An 18,458-nucleotide genomic window follows, 5' to 3' on the forward strand; every position below is an offset into this window, starting at 1 on the left:
CAGAATTGTGCAACAGGCCCACTTGGGGGGAGATCGGCAGTTCTACCGGCAGCGCCTGGTCTGCAAGGCCGGCGATTGGCGAAACCAGGCGTGACAGCCAATCTCCCCCCTCGTGGGGGAGATGTCCGGCAGGACAGAGGGGGGCGCCGTAAAGCGCGGCCCTCCTCCGTCATGCGCGTGGCTCTCACTTCGTCTCGCTCAACCTCTCGGCCTTGTCGAGATTGTCCTTGCCGATGACGATGGGCGTCAACAGCACCAGCTTTTCCTTCGGCTCGGTCTTGTCCTTGGCGTAGGCGACCGCGATCTGCACGGCGGTGCGCGACTGCTTGCCGGGGAACTGTTCGACCGTGCCGGCGAGCTTGCCGTCGCGCACGGCGACCAGCGCTTCCGGCAGCGCGTCGAAGCCGTAGATCTTGACGTCGCTGAAGTTGCGCGCCGCGCAGGCTTCGAGCGCGCCCAGCGCCATGTCGTCATTGGCGCAGATGATGGCGTCCGGTTTGCCGTTGGCGGCAAGGCCGGCTTCCGTCACCGTCAGCGCCTCGGCGCGGGCGAAGTTGGCGGTCTGCTCATAGATGATCTGGTACTTGTCCTTCAACGGATCGAGCACGTTGTGCACGCCCTTGTTGCGGTCGATCGCGGGACCCGCGCCCGGCTGGCCCTGCAGGTGGAACAGCTTGGCGCCATTGGGGAAGGCCGCCACCACGGCCTGGGCTTCCGCCTCGCCGCCCTTGACGTTGTCGGCGCCGACATGGGCAAGGATGCCCTGGACGCCGTCGACGCGGCGGTCGATCGTCACCACGGGAACGCCGGCCTTGACCGCTTCCTCGATGGCCGGCGCCAGCGCGTTGACGTCGAGCGGCGAGATGACGATCGCGTTGACCTTCTGCACCAGGGCCGCCTCGATGTCGGCGGTCTGCTTGGTGGCCGAGTTCTGGCCGTCGCTTTCGGTCAGGTTGACGCCTTGCGCCTGCGCTTCGGCCTTGATCTCGTTCAGCATGTGCACGAAGAACGGAAAGCCGAGACTGGGCACAGAGCCGAGAATGGTGAGCTTGTCCTCGGCGAAAGCCGAGCGTGCGGCGAGCATCATGGTGCCCGCGGCCACGGACGTCATCAGGAATTCGCGTCTGTTCATGGGTTTCTCCTCCACAGAAGCGCACTGTCCCTAAAAACCGGGACCGGTTTCAGGAAGGATCATGCGCCGGTTCAAAGTGTTGGAGCATCCTCCTTGCGCCAAGAACGCATGCCGCTCCAGCTGACCGCCGCCTAAATTCCTCCGATCGGCGTCAACAAGAGGATGCTAACCCAGGGTCAACCGTTTGTGCAATATCGATATAACAGAGCTGGACAGCTACTTGTCCGAATTGTCGGAATTTTGGTTTGTGGGCGTGCTGCTCCTTCGAGGGCCAGTGCTCGCTTTCGCGACAAGCCAAGGTGTGTCACCATTCCCCATCCCAAGCGCGATATCCCGATAGGCACCCTGCGCAGCATCGAAAAGCAATCTGGACTGAAACTGAGGTGACGGACATGAAGCAGTATATCGGACTTATCCACAAGGATGCCGACAGCGACTTCGGCGTGTCTTTCCCTGATTTCCCCGGCGTGATTACCGCCGGCAAGGATCTGGATGACGCCCGGTCCTTGGCTGAAGAAGCCCTTGCCCTCCATATCGAAGGGTTGGTCGAGGATGGCGATGCCATTCCGGAGCCTGCCAGTCTGGAGGCAGTGATGACAGACGCCGACAATCGTGACGGCGTTGCAATCCTGGTAGCGGCAAGACCAGGCCCAGGAAGGCGGTGCGTATCAACGTGACGCTGCCGGACGACGTTCTCCAGCGGATCGATGCCTTTGCCGAAGCCCATGGCTACACGCGATCCGGGTTTCTGGCGAAGGCGGTGGAGAAGGTGATGGCGCTTGAAACGGCCTAGGCCTGAATTGTGGAAACCCACCGCCGGAGGAATCGCGTGAAGCCGCAAATCATCTGCCATATGCTTGCCTCGCTCGACGGAAGCCTTCATCCGAGCCGCTACACCGCCAGCCCCGATGGCAGCCGGGCCGAGTGGTCGGGTCTCTATGAAGAGATCCACAACGACCTCGAAGGCGACGGCTGGATCGTCGGCCGCGTCACCATGGCCGAGATGAGCAAGGCCGGCGCGCACCCGCCGGCAGATGTAGGCAAGGTCGACCGGCCGCATCATTTCGCGCGGCGCGACGCAGGCAGCTATGCCATGGCGCTGGATGCCTCCGGCAAGCTGCACTTTGCCAAACCCGATATCGGCGGCGACCATGTCGTGGTGCTGCTCGGGCATGATGTCGAAGACAGCCATCTGGCCGAACTCGCCGCCGACGGCGTGTCCTATATCGTGTCGGAAACGGCCGATATTGATCTCGCCGCGATGCTCGACGTGCTCGGGCGCGAACTCGGCATCCGCCGGCTGCTGCTCGAAGGCGGCGCCGGCATCAACGGCTCCTTCTTCGAGGCGGGGCTGGTCGATGAACTCAGCCTTCTCGTTGCCCCCGCGCTCGATGCGCGGGCGGCGAACCAGGGCTTTGTCGAGTTCGGCGAAAGCGGCCTTGCCGGCAAGGTGCAACTGTCGCTCAAAAGCAGCCAAACCCTGTCGCATGGCCTCGTCCATCTGCGCTACGCCGTCAGCCCTGTCTGAGGTACGCGCTTCAATACCGCATCGCATCCAGATCGGCGATCAGCGTCGGCCCGGTCGGATGCCAGCCGAGCCGTGCCTGGGTCAGCGTACTGGAAGCCGGCAGGTCCATGGGGGCGAACATCGCCATCCAGCCGAAATGCTCCGCCGCCTTTTCCTGCGGGATCGAAACGACCGGCAGGTCCAGACCCCGGCCAAGCGCCTCGGCGATCGCGCGCACCTCGACGCCTTCCTCGCCGACGGCGTGATAGCGCGCGCCGGGCTGCCGCTTTTCCACCGCAAGCCGATAGAGGTGCGCGGCGTCCAGCACGTGGCCCGCCGCATAGCGGTTGCGGCCTTCGCCGACATAGGCGGAGACGCCCTTCTGCCGCGCGATTTCGATGAGCGGCGAGATCAGCCCCTGCTTCAACGTGTTATGCACCTGCGGCAGGCGCACCACCGACAGGTTGATGCCCGCCTCCAGCAAGGCGTTCCCCGCCAGTTCGGAGGCGATGCGGGGATTGGCATGGCTGTCGTTGAAGACGTCCTCGACCGCCGGTAGGCCATGTCCGGGGCTGCCCATGCCGACGCCCGACGTGATCACCAGCGGCCGGTCGGAGCCGGCGAATGCCTGGCCAAGCGCCGCGATGACACGCCTGTCCTTTTCGCAGTTCTCGACAAACCGCGAGAAATCATGATCGAACGCGGTGTGGATCACGGCTTCCGTCTTCGCCGCGCCGTCCCGCAGGCCCTCGGGATCCTCGAGGGTTCCGCGATACACCTCGGCGCCGGCGGCGGCCAACGCCTCGGCGCCGGCATCGGAGCGGGTGACGCCGACCACCTGGTGGCCGGCCTGGATGAGTTCGGGAACGAGCGCCGACCCGATGAAGCCGGTGGCGCCGGTAAGAAAGATACGCATGCAAAATCTCCTGCACAGTTGCCTGCGCAATATCGCTGCCCTATTATTCCATTAAAGTAGTGATCTTATCCTATTATAATCGCTAACAGCTTAATCGCCAGCTAAAGGCCAACAGGATGCCCAACACTTCCGCCGGCTCGCTCGCAGCCTTCCTGAAAGACCGGCGCACCCGGCTCGACCCGGCGTCATTCGGCTTTTCCGGGCGCCGACGCACGCCGGGACTGCGCCGCGAAGAGGTCGCCCAGCGCGCCAACATCAGCCCGACCTGGTACACATGGCTGGAGCAGGGCCGCGGCGGGGCGCCCTCGGCCGACGTGCTGAACCGGATCGCCAAGGGCCTGCTGCTGACCGAGGCCGAGCGCGAACATCTTTTCATGCTCGGGCTGGGGCGCCCGCCCGAGGTCCGCTATGTCGGCGCCGACGGCGTCAGCCCCAGGCTGCAGCGCCTCATCGACACGCTCGAGGTAAGTCCTGCCCTGATCAAGACGGCGACCTGGGATGTCGTTGCCTGGAACCGCGCCGCGCAAGTGGTGATGACCGACTACAGCACCTTGCCCCAGGGTCAGCGCAACATCTTGCGCTTCATGTTCCTGAGCCCCACCGTCCGTGCCAAGCAGCACGATTGGGAGAACGTCGCCCGTTTCGTGGTCGGCGCGTTCCGGGCCGACGCGGCGCGCGCCGGCGCGGTGTCCGAGGTCGCCCAGCTCGTCGACGAATTGTGCGGCGCGAGCCCCGAGTTCGACGCGCTGTGGCGGGAAAACGACGTGCTCAGCCACGGCGACGGAACAAAGCGACTGAAGCATCCCGAACTCGGCGACATCGAACTCGAATATTCGGCTTTCGCGGTCGATGGCCGGCCGGATTTGAGCCTGACCGTCTACAACCCGGTAGACAGCATGGTCGCGGACCGCATCCGCGCGCTGGCCCGGCGCCGCCAAGAGCAAGAAGCGGCCGACCCGTCGCGGTGACGCCTGCCTGCTCAGAGCCAGCCATTACGGGCCGGCCGTCAAGGGCATCGACCCGCGCAAATTCTGATTGCTTAGGCAACCCACTTTGCGTAGCTGGCCCGCCACCAGCCGGTAGCGGGCCAGGCGCCGTTACTGGATGATCTTGACGATCTTGCGGGTGCTTGGATCCACGATCACGGTCCGGTTGTCGACGACGGTGTAGCGATACTTGACGTTCGGAACTTCATGCAGCTCGACCGTGTCGGGCAAGGCCGTGCCGACATTGAGTTCCAGGCCGGGAACCTTGACCGAAGCCAGCGGCTGCTTATGCACGTACTCCTTGATCACCGTTTCCTGCTCGGGCTGGATGATGACGTCCTCGGCGGCGGCCGCGCCGACGCCTGCGAGCAACAGAACCGCGGCTACGGCGGCAAGACTCTTCTTCATGAATTCCTCCATCTGCAATCCGCACAGCCACAACATCGTCACTGCGCTGCGTGTCGAAACTTCAGGTAGCATCGAATGTTCCAGGCTTGGGCTTCGGTCCCATCTGCCCAAGACTTAAGTCCCATATAAAAACGCAATGGTCCTGCCGGAGCCATCGCCGGGAACGGCAGCCTTTCGCGCTCGTTGTTCGCTGCGAGGTCACGGCGGGTAGGTGCTGAAAGCCGGACAGTGATTGCGAGTGTTTTTGCGAATTGGCGCAGCTATGTCCCTTCCTGCGCCAATAGGGTTCGCTCACCGCTTCCATGCGGTGGGCGAACCCTAAATTCCCTGGTTTCGGCCGAGATGTGAGGAGGTTCGGATGTTCAGCGACAAGGAAAACCGACTTATGGAGGCGGCGCTGTTGATTGCGGTCCCGTTATCGGCCTTGATTGCCGTCCTGCTCGTCAGCTTTACCTTGAGCTGGTAGCAGTCCTTGTTGTTTTCATTGACAATTGTGAGGCCGAGTCGAGGCGGTGGGCAGAGGGTCCATAGCTGGCCGCCAGGGGAGCGAGAGTCGCGCCTTTGTCGCCGTAGAGCAGGGCGGACGGTGTCGGCCACCCCGCGGATCGGGCTTTACCCTCGCTGCGGGATCAACACTCGCCCCTGCCCGTGGAAATCGCGGTCCGTTGGTGACGCTTCAAGAGAGGCAGCCCGGCCTGCTTTGGCGGGGGCTCGGCAAGTTGCGAGCAGGCCGGGCTATGCTCCGGCTACCCACCCTTGGCGGAGGCTCCGCCGGTGCGCAGGCAGGTTGTGCCTTTATCGCTCGACCCGCAACTCGGACTGAAGTCCGAAGTGCCAGGCGCTTTGGTCCCAAACGTTGAACACAGCCGGCCGATGCTCGTTGGCGATTGCGGGTGCGTGATTTGGAGAAGAGTGATGCAGCTTGGTGAGATCATCGCCAACACCTTGGCCATCCTCTTGCTGGTCTGTTTTCTCGCCGGCACGTTCTTTCTTTTCGGACAGCCACTGTGGCCGCGGCAGCATGCCCGCATGGTCATCATCCTGCCGGTCGACACGATGACGACAGCCTCGACCGGCCGGAATGGCACGCCTGTCCTTCCGGGCACTTTCGACACCAGCCTTGCCCATCCAAGGCCATTCTGACGGACATCAGGGGCACGCGGCAGCGAATGCAGGTGCGCGCTAACAGCCGGAACCAAAATAACCGGCAAAGGTTTTCCACTTGAAGGGACCGTAACCACGGAAGCGGCAGTAATGGAACTTCTGACCTTGGAATTGGCCATGGCGAGGCAGCGACTTAACCGAGCGGAACTCGCCCTGGAACGTGCAAACGCGATGTTGGACGAGGACTGTGGCGTCGGTATCAATCTGAGGCTCTGTGACAGGATAAGATTCGCGCAACAACGTGTCGACGAAGCGAAAGCTCGCCTTGTAAACCTCGATCGCGCTGGCACGGATTCGGTTCGGTCTGGTTGAAGCCTGCACGCTGAAATCGCCGGCTTAGCCAACCCAAATTCTACCGGCCAAACTCTACCGGCCAAACTCTACCGGCAGCTCCGACTGGAACCCGGCAAGGCTCATGTCTTGCGGACACTGGCCGGGCGTTGATCGTTGAGATGCGGACGCCAGCCATGGACCCGGTCCCGCCCAGCGGCCTTGGCGCCGTAGAGCGCCTCGTCGGCGCGACGCAGAAGATCGGCGATCTCCATCGCGGCGCCGCCGGCGTCGAAGGTACCGACCCCGATGCTGACGGTGACGATGCCCTTTTCGCTGCCGGCATGTGCGAGAGCGAGGTCGCGCACCTTGCTCCTGAGGTTCTCGGCAATGACGAAGGCCCCCCGCGCGTCGGTCTCGGGCAGGATGAGCGCGAACTCCTCGCCGCCATAGCGGGCCGCGGCATCTGCCGGCCGTCGGGCCGTCGCCTCGATGCAGCGGCTGACGACGCGCAGGCACTCATCGCCCGCCGGATGGCCGTAATGGTCATTGAACCGCTTGAACCAGTCGACATCCACGATGAGCAGGCTGAGCGGCGTCGCGCCACGCCTGGCGCGGGGGAATTCGCGCGCCAGCGCTTCGTCGAAGGCCCGCCGCGTCAACAGTTCGGTCAGGCCGTCGCGGTGCGCCAGGAGGTTCAGCTTCTCGTTGAGCGCCAACAGTTCGGTCTCGGCCTGCTTGGCCTCGGTGATGTCGGAAAACACGCTGAGGCTGCCGCCGTCGCCTGTCGGCCGGGTCCGCACGTCGAGCCAGCGTCCGTCGGCGAGCCGGATCTGGCGGTGGCTGACAAGCTTCTGCGAGGCCATGATGCCGGCGATCCAGTCCTCGACCGCATCCGGCGGTGTGGTCCCCTCGCCGCGCGCCGCGGAGGCGCGCAGTATGTCGCGGTAGTCGGCGCCGGGCACCCTCATGTCCGCCGTCTTCGGAAACATGGCGCGGTACCGGGCGTTGCACAGCACCAGCCTGCCGTCCGGATCGAACATCACCAGGCCATCGGCCATATGCGTCAGCGCGTCTCCGAGCCTTGCCTGGCTTTCCGCCAGTTCGGTCTCCAGTTGCTTGCGCGCGGTGATGTCGCGGTTGTGCGTGATCAGGCCGATGACGGCCCCGCTCCTGTCGCGAAAGGGCGCCTTCAAGGTCGCCAGCCAGCCGTCGGTGCCGTCCTCGTGGTGAAGGCGCTGTTCGATGGTGGAGGAGACGCCCGACGCCAGCACGGCAAGCTCGTCCTCGCGGAAGCCCTGTGCCGTTTCACGCGGAAAGAAGTCGAAATCCGTCTTGCCGATCAGTGCCTTGGCGTCGGCCGCATGCATCAGTTCGGCCGTCGCCGGATTGGCGGCGATGAACCGCCCGTCGAGATCCTTGACGTTGAGGCAATCCGGCAGCGTCTCCACTACGGCCTTGTAGATGCGCCGGGACTGCAGCGCTTCGAGGCGACGCCGCTCCTGGTAGAGCGTCAGCCCCGACAACACCACCGAGACAAAGATGAGCAGGGAGGAAGGCAGCGCCACCTTCGGCAGGACCATCTGCAGGACATCCCGCGGCAGGATGCTGAGGCCAAGCAGCGATGCCGCCGCGGCCGCCGCGCCAAGGATCATTATGTCGGCCATGGTGGGCCGGCGCCCTTTCAGGGCAAGGTTTCCGGCAACACCGACCAGCATGGCGGCCGCGATCCCCACCGCGCCGGCGAAGGCGCCGATGCCGCCCTCGAAAGTCCGGAAGGCACCGGCCATGACCCCGGCGACGATGCCCGCGACAGGACCGCCGAAGAAGCCGGCAACGGCAATCATCGTCGCCCTGAGATCGGCGAGAACGCCAGGCTGCAACTGCATGGGTGTCAGCATCAGGACGATGGCGCCGAAGCCCATCAGCACGCCGAAGGCCGCCGCCTTGGCGACGGGCGGCCAGCGGTCCAGCCACACATGCGTGTGGATCCAGACCGAAACGAACAACGCCACGACCGCGAGATTGGCCAGCAATTCGGACCAGGGCGAACCCATTGCGCGCCTTTCCCTTCACCGGGCTTTCGCCGTACCGCCTCCTCGATAGGCCCTCAATGACAACAAAGTGTTACATCAGGGATTTGCCCTTGGTCCAAGGGAACCACGGCGACAAGGCGGAAGGGGCAGCACATCCGGCGCGATGTCTGCCTGAAATCCAACCGGAGCGTGGCGTGATGAGATCCATCGCCGCGCGCAGCGGCCCCAAAATTCCTGTGGCTTGCATCGAACCTTGCGACAGAACCGCGGCGAGCGCTCCCACGATTCATCGACCGCGGTGCTACGACATTAGCGGCTTCATCCGGGCAAGAAGGATCTTGGCCAGCGCGGGGTAGTCTTCGTCGAAGTGATGTCCGCCCCTCATCTTCAGCGTCTGGACTCCCGCAAGCACGGGATCGGTGCAGGCGGTGTCCTCCTCGTCCTCGCCATAGACGCACAGCAGGCGCTCGCGCGGAATAGTGGCAATCGCCGGCGCGACGAAATGATCGCCTCCGCCACCGAGCCACATACCGACGGTCACCTGGAAGGTAATCGTCTTCTGGGTGGCGAGAAGCCCGACAAACCGGATGCGATCCTTCATGCGCTTCGGCAGCAAGGTCCAGGCAAACGGAAAGACATCGGCGCCAAATGAATAACCGTAGACCGCGACAGGCAATTTGCCCGAGGGATCGGCGCGGTCGATGATGGATACGGTGTCGTTTGCGATTTGCCGTGGCGTGCGTTCCGCCCAGAAGTAGCGAAGTGAATCGATGCCGACCACATGAATGCCGTGTTTGCTCATCTCCTCGCCAATCACCTTGTCGAGGTCGCGCCAACCGCCGTCACCTGAAAAGAACACCACGAGGGAATCGGGCGTCGAACTGGCGGGGATGTCGATGGTCGGCAAGTCATTTGACGATGCATCGCTCGCTGCGATTGACGCCACGGCGTCGACCGCCGCGTCGAGGCGGCCGGACACGCGATCGACGACAACCGCCTTTGCCCGGGTCATATTGTCGGACGATTGCGTGGAAATACCCGCAAGCGGTGCGGCCGAAACCAACGTTGCAGGCGCCGGCAATTCCGCGTCGAGGGCATAGTCGAAGCCGCCCGCCGGATCAGCCGTCGGTATGGCGCCGCCAGGGCATGTTGGCAGCCGCGTGACCAGGCCGCGTGTCGGTTCGAGCGCGACCGCGCCGGCCAGTGTCGCCACCGGCGCATCGGCCAACGCCGCGTAAGCGAGCATGCCTCCTTCGCCGACACCTGCCACCACCGGATGAAAATAGCTGCCGCCCCCAGTCGCGCGGATGGCCTCCTTGGACAGCGCCTCCAGGTCGGACCCGAGATACATGCACTCGCCACCGGCGGCATTCAGCGCCTTGCGGTATTTTTCAAGGTCGACCGGCAACACGATCAAGCCCTTGCTTACCAAGGCGGCAGCCAGATCGAGGTCGCGCTGCCCAATGCCACCTTTTTGCGAGAACAGGATGACCAGCCCCACCGGATCCTGTTGCGGCAGCTCGACGGGGATATCGACCAGCCGCTCGGCGGAAACGCGGATCTGGCGTGGGACGGTCCGTGCCCGGTTGAAATGCAGCGCGAGGCCAAAGCCGGCAGCGATGACCAGAGCCACCATGATAAGCGTCGCGCGGCTCCTCGTCATTTGCGCGAAATACGCAATCATTTCCGAACGAGTTCCAACGGATTGCCGCTGATCAGGGTGGTGACGTCGAGCAAGGAACGTATGGTGTCCAGTCCAGGAGGGCATATGAAATAATGCGGGGTCCAGACCGGATCGAACTTGTCCTTGAAAGCCTTGAGCCCGTCGAAGCGATAAAAGGTCCGGCCACGTCGGTAGAGAAAGGACCCGAACCGATTCCAGTGGGAAGTGAGCCGGCCTCCGGACAATCCCGAAAGCGGCGCCGCGCCCAGATTGAACCGGCGATACCCCTGCGACTTGCCATGAAGAAGCAGTTTGGTCAGCAGCGCGTCCATGACGATCTTGGGCGCATCAGGCGCATGACGCATCAGGTCCACCGTCAGTTCGCTTTTGTCGGCGCTCCCCCACATATTGGCGAAAGCGATGATGCGGCCCCGCCAGCGAAAGACGGCCATGTCGAATCTGGACACGTAGTCATCTTCGAAATAGCCCAGCGAAAAACCCTTCTCTCCGCTCGACTTCATCTGGAGCCAGGCATCCGAAACCTCTCGCAATTCGCCAAGAAGCGGCCTCACATCGGCGGCCTTGACGACCTCGAAAACCAGACCATCCTTCTCGGCGCGTCGGTCGGCGTAGCGCAGCGGCTGGCGGCGCGGGCCGTCGAGGTTGAAAGCCGTCAAGTCGACGCGCGCGACCTCGCCGAGCTTCAGCGCGACGAGGCCCATGTCCAGGTACATGGGCAATTGGTCAGGCTCGACACCGTAAAAGGCTGTACGGGCCGCGGAACGATCGGCAAGGTCGTGAAAGGCCCAGGCGAGTTCGGTGTCGCCCTCGACCGGCCCGATCGGCCCACCGAGCGCGATAAGGCTGCCGCCGGAGCGCGCATACATGATGAAGCCGCGGCCGTCCGGCGACATCAGGAACTGCTTGTCGCCGAGCATTGCCAGGGCCGCATGGGTCACGTTCGACGAGGCGACGATCGCGCTGACGGCCGGGGGTATTTCAGCCTGTTGCTTGCGGTTGATTGCCTTGCGGTTGATGGCCGTGTGAAGCGCGGCTGCCGCCGTAGCGGTCAGAATCACGATGGCGGCGCGCAGGAAGCGCGGGGCGTCGCCGTCGACGGCAAATTGCCAGAACATCTGATTGGAATAGTCGACGTCGCGATAGCTGAAAAATCCAAGCCATATCGAGATCGCGACGATGCTGATCACACTGGCGAGCCAGCCCCATGACAACGTTCCGATTCCCTCGATCGGGCGGCGATAGAAAGCCTTGCGGAAGCCGATCAGGACCGTCGACAGAACCAGCAGGACGACCGCCGCCTCCCAATCAAGGCCCTTGCCTATCGAAAAGGCGGCTCCCAGCATGAACAGGATGAGCGATGCCGCCCATGCCTGCTGAAGCCGCCGCGCCAGACCCCGCGCAATGATCAACATTGCGATGCCGGCGAAGCTGGCCGCGAGGTGCGAGACCTCTATGAAAGGCAGCGGAAGCATGTCGGACAGGGCGTCGAGGCGTTCTGCGCCGCCTGGAACGGAACTCGAGAACAGCAACATTATCCCGCCCAGGAAGGTCGCTCCGGCGGCGAGCGGTGGGATAAGCGGCTCCAGGACGCGTCCCGCATGGAGCACCCGCTGCGACACCTGGGCATGCCGCGCGTAAATTTCGAACGTCAGGACGCCGACGACCGCAATTAGAAAGGGCAGAAGCGTATAGATGACCCGGAAGGCGAGCAGAGCGCCGATGGCATCCGGATTGTTGCCGAGGCCAACGCCGGCGATCATCGATGCCTCGAAGGCGCCGAGCCCGCCCGGAGCGTGGCTGGCGATGCCGATGATGGTCGCCACGACAAAGACGAGCGCAAAGACCGCGGGACCGGTGGTAACCGTCTCGGGCATCAGGACGTAAAGCGTTCCGGCGGCGGCGCAGACGTCAACAAGACCGGCCACGATCTGTGTCAGCGCGCCGCGTGAGTTCGGCAATTTGATGGAGAACTTTCCGATCGCCAGCGTGCGTTCGCCCCGCGACAGCCATCTGACCAGGAAACCGATGGAAAGAAGCAGCGCGATGCCGAGCGCCAGGCCCAGGCGAGGATCAAGCTGGTCTACAAGCGGCGTACGGGTCGGGTCGAGGACGAGGTCGAGCGCGATCATCACGATGAAGGCGAACCAGATCGCGAGCCACGAAGTGGCGATGATTCGGCCGATGTCGGACAAGGCAATGCCTTCGCCGGCATAGATCCGATAGCGCAGCATGCCGCCTGTCAGCAGCGAAAAGCCGAGGGCATTGGAAATGGCATAACCCGCGGCGCCGACGCACGCCGACAACAGTCTGGGGACGCGGCCTGGCGCGATCGTCTCCACCGCCACGACATCGTAAAAGGCGACGGCGGCAAAACTCAACCCCGTAAGCGAAAGCGCGACCAGAAGGTGCTTGCCGGGGATGTTTCGCGCCGCTTCCAACACATGATCGAGCGAAAGGCCACTCAAAAATCCCTGCAGCACCACCACGGTGACTGCCGCAATGGCCACCCCCGCCACGGGCATGGCAAAATGCTGATAGCGTCCCCAGAAGCCGAACATCTGCAACCGCGCATCGCGCGCGGTCATTGGCTCGGGATCGCTTGGGTTGGAAAATTCAGGCTTCGGAATCATGCTTCACAAAATGTCCTCGGTCTTGTCGGAACTGGCGGCCCACGCTGCTAGGGTTCACCGTCCACGATCGCCGGGAGCCGGATGGGATTTGCGGTCCGGATGCGCCGATGAGGCGCGAGACCATGATCCCTGCATCCGTCAATCCTGAGACCGATGGCACAACGGGGGCGCCTGGTTTCTGTCTACGTTCTTGTCGCTTTTGATCTTCCCGAGCGTCCGCTGCAATGTGGACGACGGCTCTCATCGGGGCCGTGGATGCGCTTACCGCACCACGATGACAGCGCTGCGACGAATGAACGACGGTATGTGTCGTTTCTATGGTCGGAGGCACAACGGACTATCCGCCCGGGTCTTTCCAGTGAAGACTTCAGCGACCTCTGTTCATCAAAAAAGACTCCATTGGCCGGAAACAATGGAACATTGAAATTTCACCAGCCTTGCCGCTGGCATAAATATTCGTAAGGTCCATTCAACGGGTCGGACGCGAGAATATGGGAAAGCCTCGGCTGTTTCAGTTCGGGATCGTATCCGACCGGCGAACCGTCGGGTAGGAAGGCCGGCCTCCAACGGCGCGATGGCCTACGAAATCATCCCCACCGCATCCCACCGACAAAATCGATGAACGCCCGCAGCGGCGCCGGGGTGAGGCGGCGTCCGGGGTAGTAGAGGAACGGGCCCGAGAATTCCTGCCACCAGGGCTCCAGCACCGGCTCCAGCCTGCCATCATCGAAATAAGGGCGCAGCCAGTCCTCGAACAGCGAGACGATGCCGCCGCCGGCGACCGCCACGCTGAGCGCAAGATCCATCGCCGTGCCGGTGCTGACCAGCAGCGGGCCGGTCGGGTCGACGCTCACCACCTCGCCATTGCGCTCGAATTCCCAGGGCGGCGTCGCGCCGCTGGAAAATCGGCCGCGCAGGCAGGCGTGATCGAGCAGGTCGCGCGGATGGTCCGGCCGGCCGTGCCGGTCGAGATAGGCCGGTGCGGCGGCGGTGGCGAAGCGCTGCCGGCGCGGGCCGATCGGCACGGCGATCATGTCCTGCTCCAGCCGCTCGTCATAGCGGATGCCGGCATCGCAACCGCTCGCCAGTATGTCGACGAAACTGTCCTCGGCGGTCACTTCGAGGCGGATCTCGGGATAGGCGGCGAGGAAGGGCGGCAACAGGCGCGGCAGCACCAGTTTCGCCGCGACGACAGGCACGTTGAGCCGCAGCGTGCCGGCCGGGCGGCCGCGAAAGCCGTTGACCACGTCGAGCGCCGCCTCGACCTCGCCGAGCGCGGGTCCGAGCCGCTCGAGCAGCCGCGCGCCGGCTTCGGTGGGTGCGACGCTGCGCGTGGTTCGGTTGAGCAGCCGCACGCCGAGCCCGCTTTCCAGCCGCCGCACCGTCTCGCTGAGGCTGGAGGCGCTGACGCCACCCACCCGGGCTGCCTCGCGAAAGCCGCCGGCGCGCGCCACCGCCATGAATGCCTGGAGGTCACCCAGATCCGTCGTCATTGTTCGCCTTTCCGCACAGGCCGTACCGATTGCACCATATTATCGCGCAGGGGTGGATTGTCTATATCCGGCTGATCCAAAGGAGATGAGACCATGACGGACATCAGCAAGGCCGGAACTTTCAAACTCGGCGATCGCACCGTGAAGCGCCTTGGCTATGGCGCCATGCAACTGGCAGGACCGGGCGTCTTCGGCCCGCCAAAGGACCGCGACGCCGCACTCGCCGTGCTGCGCGAGGCCGTTGCCAGCGGCGTCGACCACATCGACACATCGGATTTCTACGGCCCGCATGTCACCAACCAGATCATCCGCGAGGCGCTGCACCCCTACCCCGCCAACCTCACCATCGTCACCAAGATCAGTGCCCGGCGCGGCGCGGATGCATCGTGGATCCCCGCAATGTCACCACGGGAGCTGACGCAGGCCGTGCACGACAATCTGCGCAATCTCGGGCTGGACGTGCTCGAGGTCGTGAACCTGCGCTCCATGCATGGGATTCACGGACCCGCCGAAGGCTCGCTCGAGCCGCAACTCGACACGCTCGCCGAACTGCAGCGCCAGGGCCTTGTGCGCCATATCGGCTTGAGCAACGTCACCCGCAGGCAGATCGCGCAGGGACGCGGCATCGCCGAGATCGTCTGCGTGCAGAACCAGTACAACATCGCCCATCGCGGGGATGATGCGCTGATCGACGAGCTTGCCGCCGACGGCATCGCTTATGTGCCGTTCTTCCCGCTCGGCGGTTTCACGCCGCTGCAGTCGAGCACACTTGCCGACGTCGCGCAGAAGCTCGGCGCGACACCCATGCAGGTGGCGCTCGCCTGGCTGTTGCAGCGCTCGCCGAACATCCTGCTCATCCCCGGCACCTCGTCGGTCGGTCATCTCAGGGAAAACCTGGCGGCGGCGGAGCTGCAATTGCCGGCCGATGCGATCCAGGTCTTGAACGGCATCGCGGCCGAAAAGGTAGCCGCCTGAGACGTCCCGCGCCTGACGGGTGGGAAACGTCCTTCCGGCAGGCGCCCCCACCTCCAAGCGCTCGCAGACTTCCCAAAGCTTGTTGACGGACTAGGTCAAACCATTTATAGAACCAGATAGTTCCAGAACTAGATGGTTCCGTAATGGCTGTTGAATTCTCCCTTGACCACACATTCGCTGCCCTCGCCGACCCCACGCGGCGCGCCATCCTGGCCCGGTTGCTCGACGGTGAAGCCTCGGTCGCCGAACTGGCGCAGCCCTTCGCGCTCACCGTGCGCGCCGTGTCCAAGCATGTCGGTGTGCTGGAGCAGGCCGGCCTCGTCACCCGTAGCCGAGCGGCGCAGAAACACCTGAGCCGCATCGAGCTGAAGCCGCTGCGCGACATCGACCGCTGGCTCGACGATTACCGAAAACTCTGGGAAGGCCGCTTCGACCGCATGGAGGATCTGCTGCGGCGCGATGCGGACAAGGTGCCATGAGCGATCGAGTGCGAGATGCCGCCGATCGCAGCTTCGTCATCGAACGGGTGTTCGAGGCTCCGGTGGCGCGTGTCTTTCGGCTGTGGACCGATCCCAGGCTGGTGGCGCAGTGGTGGGGCATCAGGGGCTGCACCATTCCCCATTGCGAGCTCGACGTGCGCGTCGGCGGCCGCTGGCGCATCGACATGCTGACCGCCAGCGGCGCGCTCTACCGCAACCAGGGCAGCTATCTCGAAGTCGTCGAGAACGTCAGGCTGAGCTATCGCGACGACCCGGATCCGGAAATCCGCGAATGGGCCGGCAATCCGCCAGGCCAGAGCCGCCATACCGTGACCTTTACGCCCGATGGCATGCGAACCCATGTCCATTTCGAGGTGACGCTGGCCAGTGCCGCCGACCGCGAGCGCCTGCTGGCGCTGGGCATGCGTGGCGGCTGGATGCAGAGCTTCGACCGGCTGGAGCAGCTGATAGATCGGGACAACAATGCTGGCTGAGAACGCGAAACCGTCCACGCAAGCCGTGCTGTCGCGGGATGGAACGCCGATCGCCTGCGAGCGCCGGGGCCACGGCCACCCGCTCATCCTCGTCGACGGCGCGCTGTGCTCGCGCACGATGGGACCGAGCGGTCCGCTGGCCAAGGCGCTCGCGGACAACTTCACCGTGTTCCGCTATGACCGGCGTGGCCGCGGCGGCAGCGGCGACACCTCGCCCTATGCGGTCGAGCGCGAGGTGGACGACATCGAGGCCGTGCTGCGGGCCGCCGGCGGTGAGGCCTATGCCTGGGGCATGTCGTCGGGCGCCATGCTGGCGCTGATGGCGGCGGTCCGCCTGCCCGGCATCAGGAAGCTCGCGCTCTACGAGGCGCCGCTGATCGTTGACGACAGCCGCAAGACCACGCAGGCCGACTGGGCAATCATCAGGGATGCCGTCGCGCAAGGCCGGCGCGGCGCGGCCATAGCCGCCTTCCTCAAATCAGTGGGCATGCCTCGCCTGCTCATCGTCTTCATGAAGCTCACGCCGATCTGGCGAAAGCTCAAGGCGGTGGCGCACACCTTGCCCCATGACGGCGCCATCGTGGCCGGCGACCAGCTTGGCAAGCCGCTCGACCCCACCCGCTGGGCATCGCTGCACGTGCCGGTGCTGGTCACGGATGGCGGCAAAAGCCCGCCATGGATGCAGCACGGCAACAGGGCACTGGCCGAAGCACTGCCCAATGCAAGCTACCGGACGCTGCCCGGCCAGAACCACATGCTGAAACCCGCCGCGCACGTGCCGGTTCTGACGGAGTTCTTCAACAGTCGGGATCAAGCACGGACGCCAACATCAGGCGAATGAAAGGAAAACGACCATGCAGCTTCGCCATATCCTCATCAAGGTCGACGACCAGGACAAGGCGCTGGCCTTCTACACCTCGGTTCTCGGGTTTGTGAAAAAGCATGATCACGACAGCGGTCCGATCCGCTGGCTGACGGTCGTGGCACCCGACGATGCCGGCACGGAACTGGTGCTCGAACCCAACAGCGCCGCGCCGGCGCGTGCCGCGCAGCAAGCGCTGTACGACGCCCGTTTCCCGGCGGCGCTCATCACCGTCGGCGACATCCACGCCGAGTTCGACCGGCTCACCGGGCGCGGCGTGAAATTTCTCGGGCCTCCGGAACGCACAGGCCCGGTGACATCGGCCTTCTTCGACGACACCTGCGGCAATTTCATCGTGATGGCCGAGCCATCCGCTTGAAGCGCTTGATCCTGCGCCAGGAATAGACCGGTCGCGCGCAGCTTGCGATGCACGTGCCACCCGTGGCATCTGTCCGATCGAACGGATCGATCCGAAACAGCATGGCAGCACGACCACCACCGCCCGGCCGGCCGCCAGCCGCCAAGCCACGCAGCGCCGGGCCGCCCGGCGTCAGCCTGAACCGCGCACTGTCGAAACTCGGCCTGTGCTCGCGCACGCAGGCCGAGCTGTTGATCGCGGCGGGCCGCGTGCGCGTCGGCGGCAAGGTGGTGCGCGATGTCTCGCTGCGCGTCGACATGAACCGCGACCGCATCGTCGTCGATGGCGATACGGTCGTTGCCGAGCGCAAGGTCTATGTCATGCTCAACAAGCCGCGCGGGCTCGTCACCACCCGCGACGACCCGCAACAGCGCGACACCGTCTACACGTGTCTCGAAGGGCTCGACCTGCCCCATGTCTCGCCGGTCGGCCGCCTCGACAAGGCCAGCGAAGGCCTGCTGCTGATGACCAACGACACGCAGTTCGCCAACCGGCTGATGGATCCGGCCTCGCATCTACCCAAGACCTATCACGTGCAGGTCGCCACGGTGCCGGATGAAATGCTGCTGGACAAGTTCCGCACCGGCGTCGCCGTCGACGGCGAGACCCTGGCGGCCAATTCGATCGAACTCCTACGCAGCGGCGGCCGCACAGCCTGGCTGGAGATCGTGCTCGACGAAGGCAAGAACCGCCACATCCGCCGCCTGCTCGCCGCGCATGGCATCGAGGTCAAGCGCCTGATCCGCATCGCCATCGGCCGGCTCCACCTCGGCGATCTCGCCAAGGGCACGGCGCGGTATTTGACGGCGGAGGAGTTGGTGCTGCTGGCGGGCTGAAAAAACGTCCCGCCCGCCAGGCCGAAAGCGGCCTGGCCATTCATTGCAGCGCTGGCGATCAGATCGAACAGCTAATGCATGTCGCCCGGAAGTGTCCTCGGTTCCGGGACAACGACATGCATAAAATCAGAGGCTTACAGCAGGTCGGGCGAATCCTATTCGCCGCGA

General features: G+C 64.4%; 17 protein-coding genes and 2 pseudogenes. 11 read left to right on the forward strand and 8 right to left on the reverse strand.

Features of this window, described 5'->3' with window-relative positions:
• Positions 1 to 184 precede the first annotated feature (184 nt).
• Positions 185 to 1,132, reverse strand: coding sequence for a substrate-binding domain-containing protein (locus tag C7I87_RS34090; protein WP_149908325.1), 948 nt, complete (start codon positions 1,130 to 1,132; stop codon positions 185 to 187).
• A gap of 291 nt (positions 1,133 to 1,423) precedes the next feature.
• Here C7I87_RS34090 and C7I87_RS36310 point away from each other — a divergent pair.
• The 3 genes and pseudogenes from C7I87_RS36310 to C7I87_RS34105 form a co-directional block, all read left to right on the forward strand.
• A pseudogene (locus C7I87_RS36310) lies at positions 1,424 to 1,519 on the forward strand (type II toxin-antitoxin system HicA family toxin); the annotation flags it as partial.
• A 5-nt stretch (positions 1,520 to 1,524) separates the two neighbouring features.
• Positions 1,525 to 1,925: pseudogene (locus C7I87_RS34100) on the forward strand (type II toxin-antitoxin system HicB family antitoxin).
• 36 nt (positions 1,926 to 1,961) lie between these two features.
• Complete coding sequence (locus tag C7I87_RS34105; protein WP_149908326.1) at positions 1,962 to 2,660, forward strand: RibD family protein; 699 nt, start codon at positions 1,962 to 1,964, stop codon at positions 2,658 to 2,660.
• A 10-nt stretch (positions 2,661 to 2,670) separates the two neighbouring features.
• On the opposite strand, the gene C7I87_RS34110 is transcribed toward C7I87_RS34105, so the two are convergent.
• Positions 2,671 to 3,555 (reverse strand): SDR family oxidoreductase, encoded by an 885-nt coding sequence (locus C7I87_RS34110; RefSeq protein ID WP_149908327.1) that lies wholly within the window; start codon positions 3,553 to 3,555, stop codon positions 2,671 to 2,673.
• Between the two features lie 116 nt (positions 3,556 to 3,671).
• On the opposite strand from C7I87_RS34110, the gene C7I87_RS34115 reads away from it, so the two are divergent.
• A complete protein-coding gene (locus C7I87_RS34115) occupies positions 3,672 to 4,523 on the forward strand; it encodes a helix-turn-helix transcriptional regulator (protein WP_149908328.1) in 852 nt (283 codons plus the stop codon).
• Between the two features lie 129 nt (positions 4,524 to 4,652).
• Here C7I87_RS34115 and C7I87_RS34120 read toward each other — a convergent pair whose 3' ends face one another.
• Complete coding sequence (locus tag C7I87_RS34120; protein WP_149908329.1) at positions 4,653 to 4,949, reverse strand: DUF1236 domain-containing protein; 297 nt, start codon at positions 4,947 to 4,949, stop codon at positions 4,653 to 4,655.
• A gap of 915 nt (positions 4,950 to 5,864) precedes the next feature.
• Between C7I87_RS34120 and C7I87_RS34125 the strand changes: the two genes are divergently transcribed.
• On the forward strand, positions 5,865 to 6,092 hold the full coding sequence (locus C7I87_RS34125; RefSeq protein ID WP_149908330.1) for a polymerase: 228 nt from the start codon (positions 5,865 to 5,867) through the stop codon (positions 6,090 to 6,092).
• 39 nt (positions 6,093 to 6,131) lie between these two features.
• On the opposite strand, the gene C7I87_RS35680 is transcribed toward C7I87_RS34125, so the two are convergent.
• The 5 genes from C7I87_RS35680 to C7I87_RS34150 all read right to left on the reverse strand — a co-directional run bounded on the left by C7I87_RS35680 (position 6,132) and on the right by C7I87_RS34150 (position 14,226).
• The gene (locus tag C7I87_RS35680; protein ID WP_210250685.1) at positions 6,132 to 6,434 is read right to left on the reverse strand and encodes a hypothetical protein; all 303 of its coding nucleotides are present in this window, start codon (positions 6,432 to 6,434) and stop codon (positions 6,132 to 6,134) included.
• A 92-nt stretch (positions 6,435 to 6,526) separates the two neighbouring features.
• On the reverse strand, positions 6,527 to 8,440 hold the full coding sequence (locus C7I87_RS34135; RefSeq protein WP_149908332.1) for a diguanylate cyclase: 1,914 nt from the start codon (positions 8,438 to 8,440) through the stop codon (positions 6,527 to 6,529).
• Positions 8,441 to 8,720: 280 nt separating this feature from the next.
• Positions 8,721 to 10,103 carry a virulence factor family protein gene (locus C7I87_RS34140; RefSeq protein ID WP_246696530.1) on the reverse strand — a complete coding sequence of 461 codons (1,383 nt, stop codon included), beginning with the start codon at positions 10,101 to 10,103 and terminating at the stop codon, positions 8,721 to 8,723.
• A complete protein-coding gene (mprF, locus tag C7I87_RS34145; protein WP_149908333.1) occupies positions 10,100 to 12,688 on the reverse strand; it encodes a bifunctional lysylphosphatidylglycerol flippase/synthetase MprF in 2,589 nt (862 codons plus the stop codon). The genes C7I87_RS34140 and mprF overlap by 4 nt, the downstream gene beginning before the upstream one ends.
• 632 nt (positions 12,689 to 13,320) lie before the next feature.
• Positions 13,321 to 14,226 (reverse strand): LysR family transcriptional regulator, encoded by a 906-nt coding sequence (locus tag C7I87_RS34150; RefSeq protein ID WP_149908334.1) that lies wholly within the window; start codon positions 14,224 to 14,226, stop codon positions 13,321 to 13,323.
• 93 nt (positions 14,227 to 14,319) lie between these two features.
• Between C7I87_RS34150 and C7I87_RS34155 the strand changes: the two genes are divergently transcribed.
• The 6 genes from C7I87_RS34155 to C7I87_RS34180 all read left to right on the forward strand — a co-directional run bounded on the left by C7I87_RS34155 (position 14,320) and on the right by C7I87_RS34180 (position 18,290).
• Positions 14,320 to 15,201 (forward strand): aldo/keto reductase family oxidoreductase, encoded by an 882-nt coding sequence (locus tag C7I87_RS34155; RefSeq protein WP_149908335.1) that lies wholly within the window; start codon positions 14,320 to 14,322, stop codon positions 15,199 to 15,201.
• A 143-nt stretch (positions 15,202 to 15,344) separates the two neighbouring features.
• Positions 15,345 to 15,680 carry an ArsR/SmtB family transcription factor gene (locus tag C7I87_RS34160; RefSeq protein ID WP_149908336.1) on the forward strand — a complete coding sequence of 112 codons (336 nt, stop codon included), beginning with the start codon at positions 15,345 to 15,347 and terminating at the stop codon, positions 15,678 to 15,680.
• Complete coding sequence (locus C7I87_RS34165) at positions 15,677 to 16,174, forward strand: SRPBCC family protein (RefSeq protein ID WP_149908337.1); 498 nt, start codon at positions 15,677 to 15,679, stop codon at positions 16,172 to 16,174. The genes C7I87_RS34160 and C7I87_RS34165 overlap by 4 nt, the downstream gene beginning before the upstream one ends.
• Complete coding sequence (locus C7I87_RS34170) at positions 16,164 to 17,015, forward strand: alpha/beta fold hydrolase (protein WP_149908338.1); 852 nt, start codon at positions 16,164 to 16,166, stop codon at positions 17,013 to 17,015. The genes C7I87_RS34165 and C7I87_RS34170 overlap by 11 nt, the downstream gene beginning before the upstream one ends.
• A 13-nt stretch (positions 17,016 to 17,028) precedes the next feature.
• Positions 17,029 to 17,415, forward strand: a complete 387-nt coding sequence (locus C7I87_RS34175) for a VOC family protein (RefSeq protein ID WP_149908339.1) — start codon at positions 17,029 to 17,031, stop codon at positions 17,413 to 17,415.
• A gap of 101 nt (positions 17,416 to 17,516) precedes the next feature.
• Positions 17,517 to 18,290, forward strand: a complete 774-nt coding sequence (locus C7I87_RS34180) for a pseudouridine synthase (RefSeq protein WP_149908340.1) — start codon at positions 17,517 to 17,519, stop codon at positions 18,288 to 18,290.
• Positions 18,291 to 18,458 lie beyond the last annotated feature (168 nt).

It is taken from the genome of Mesorhizobium sp. SARCC-RB16n (genome assembly GCF_008520305.1).
Classification (GTDB): Bacteria; Pseudomonadota; Alphaproteobacteria; order Rhizobiales; family Rhizobiaceae; genus Mesorhizobium.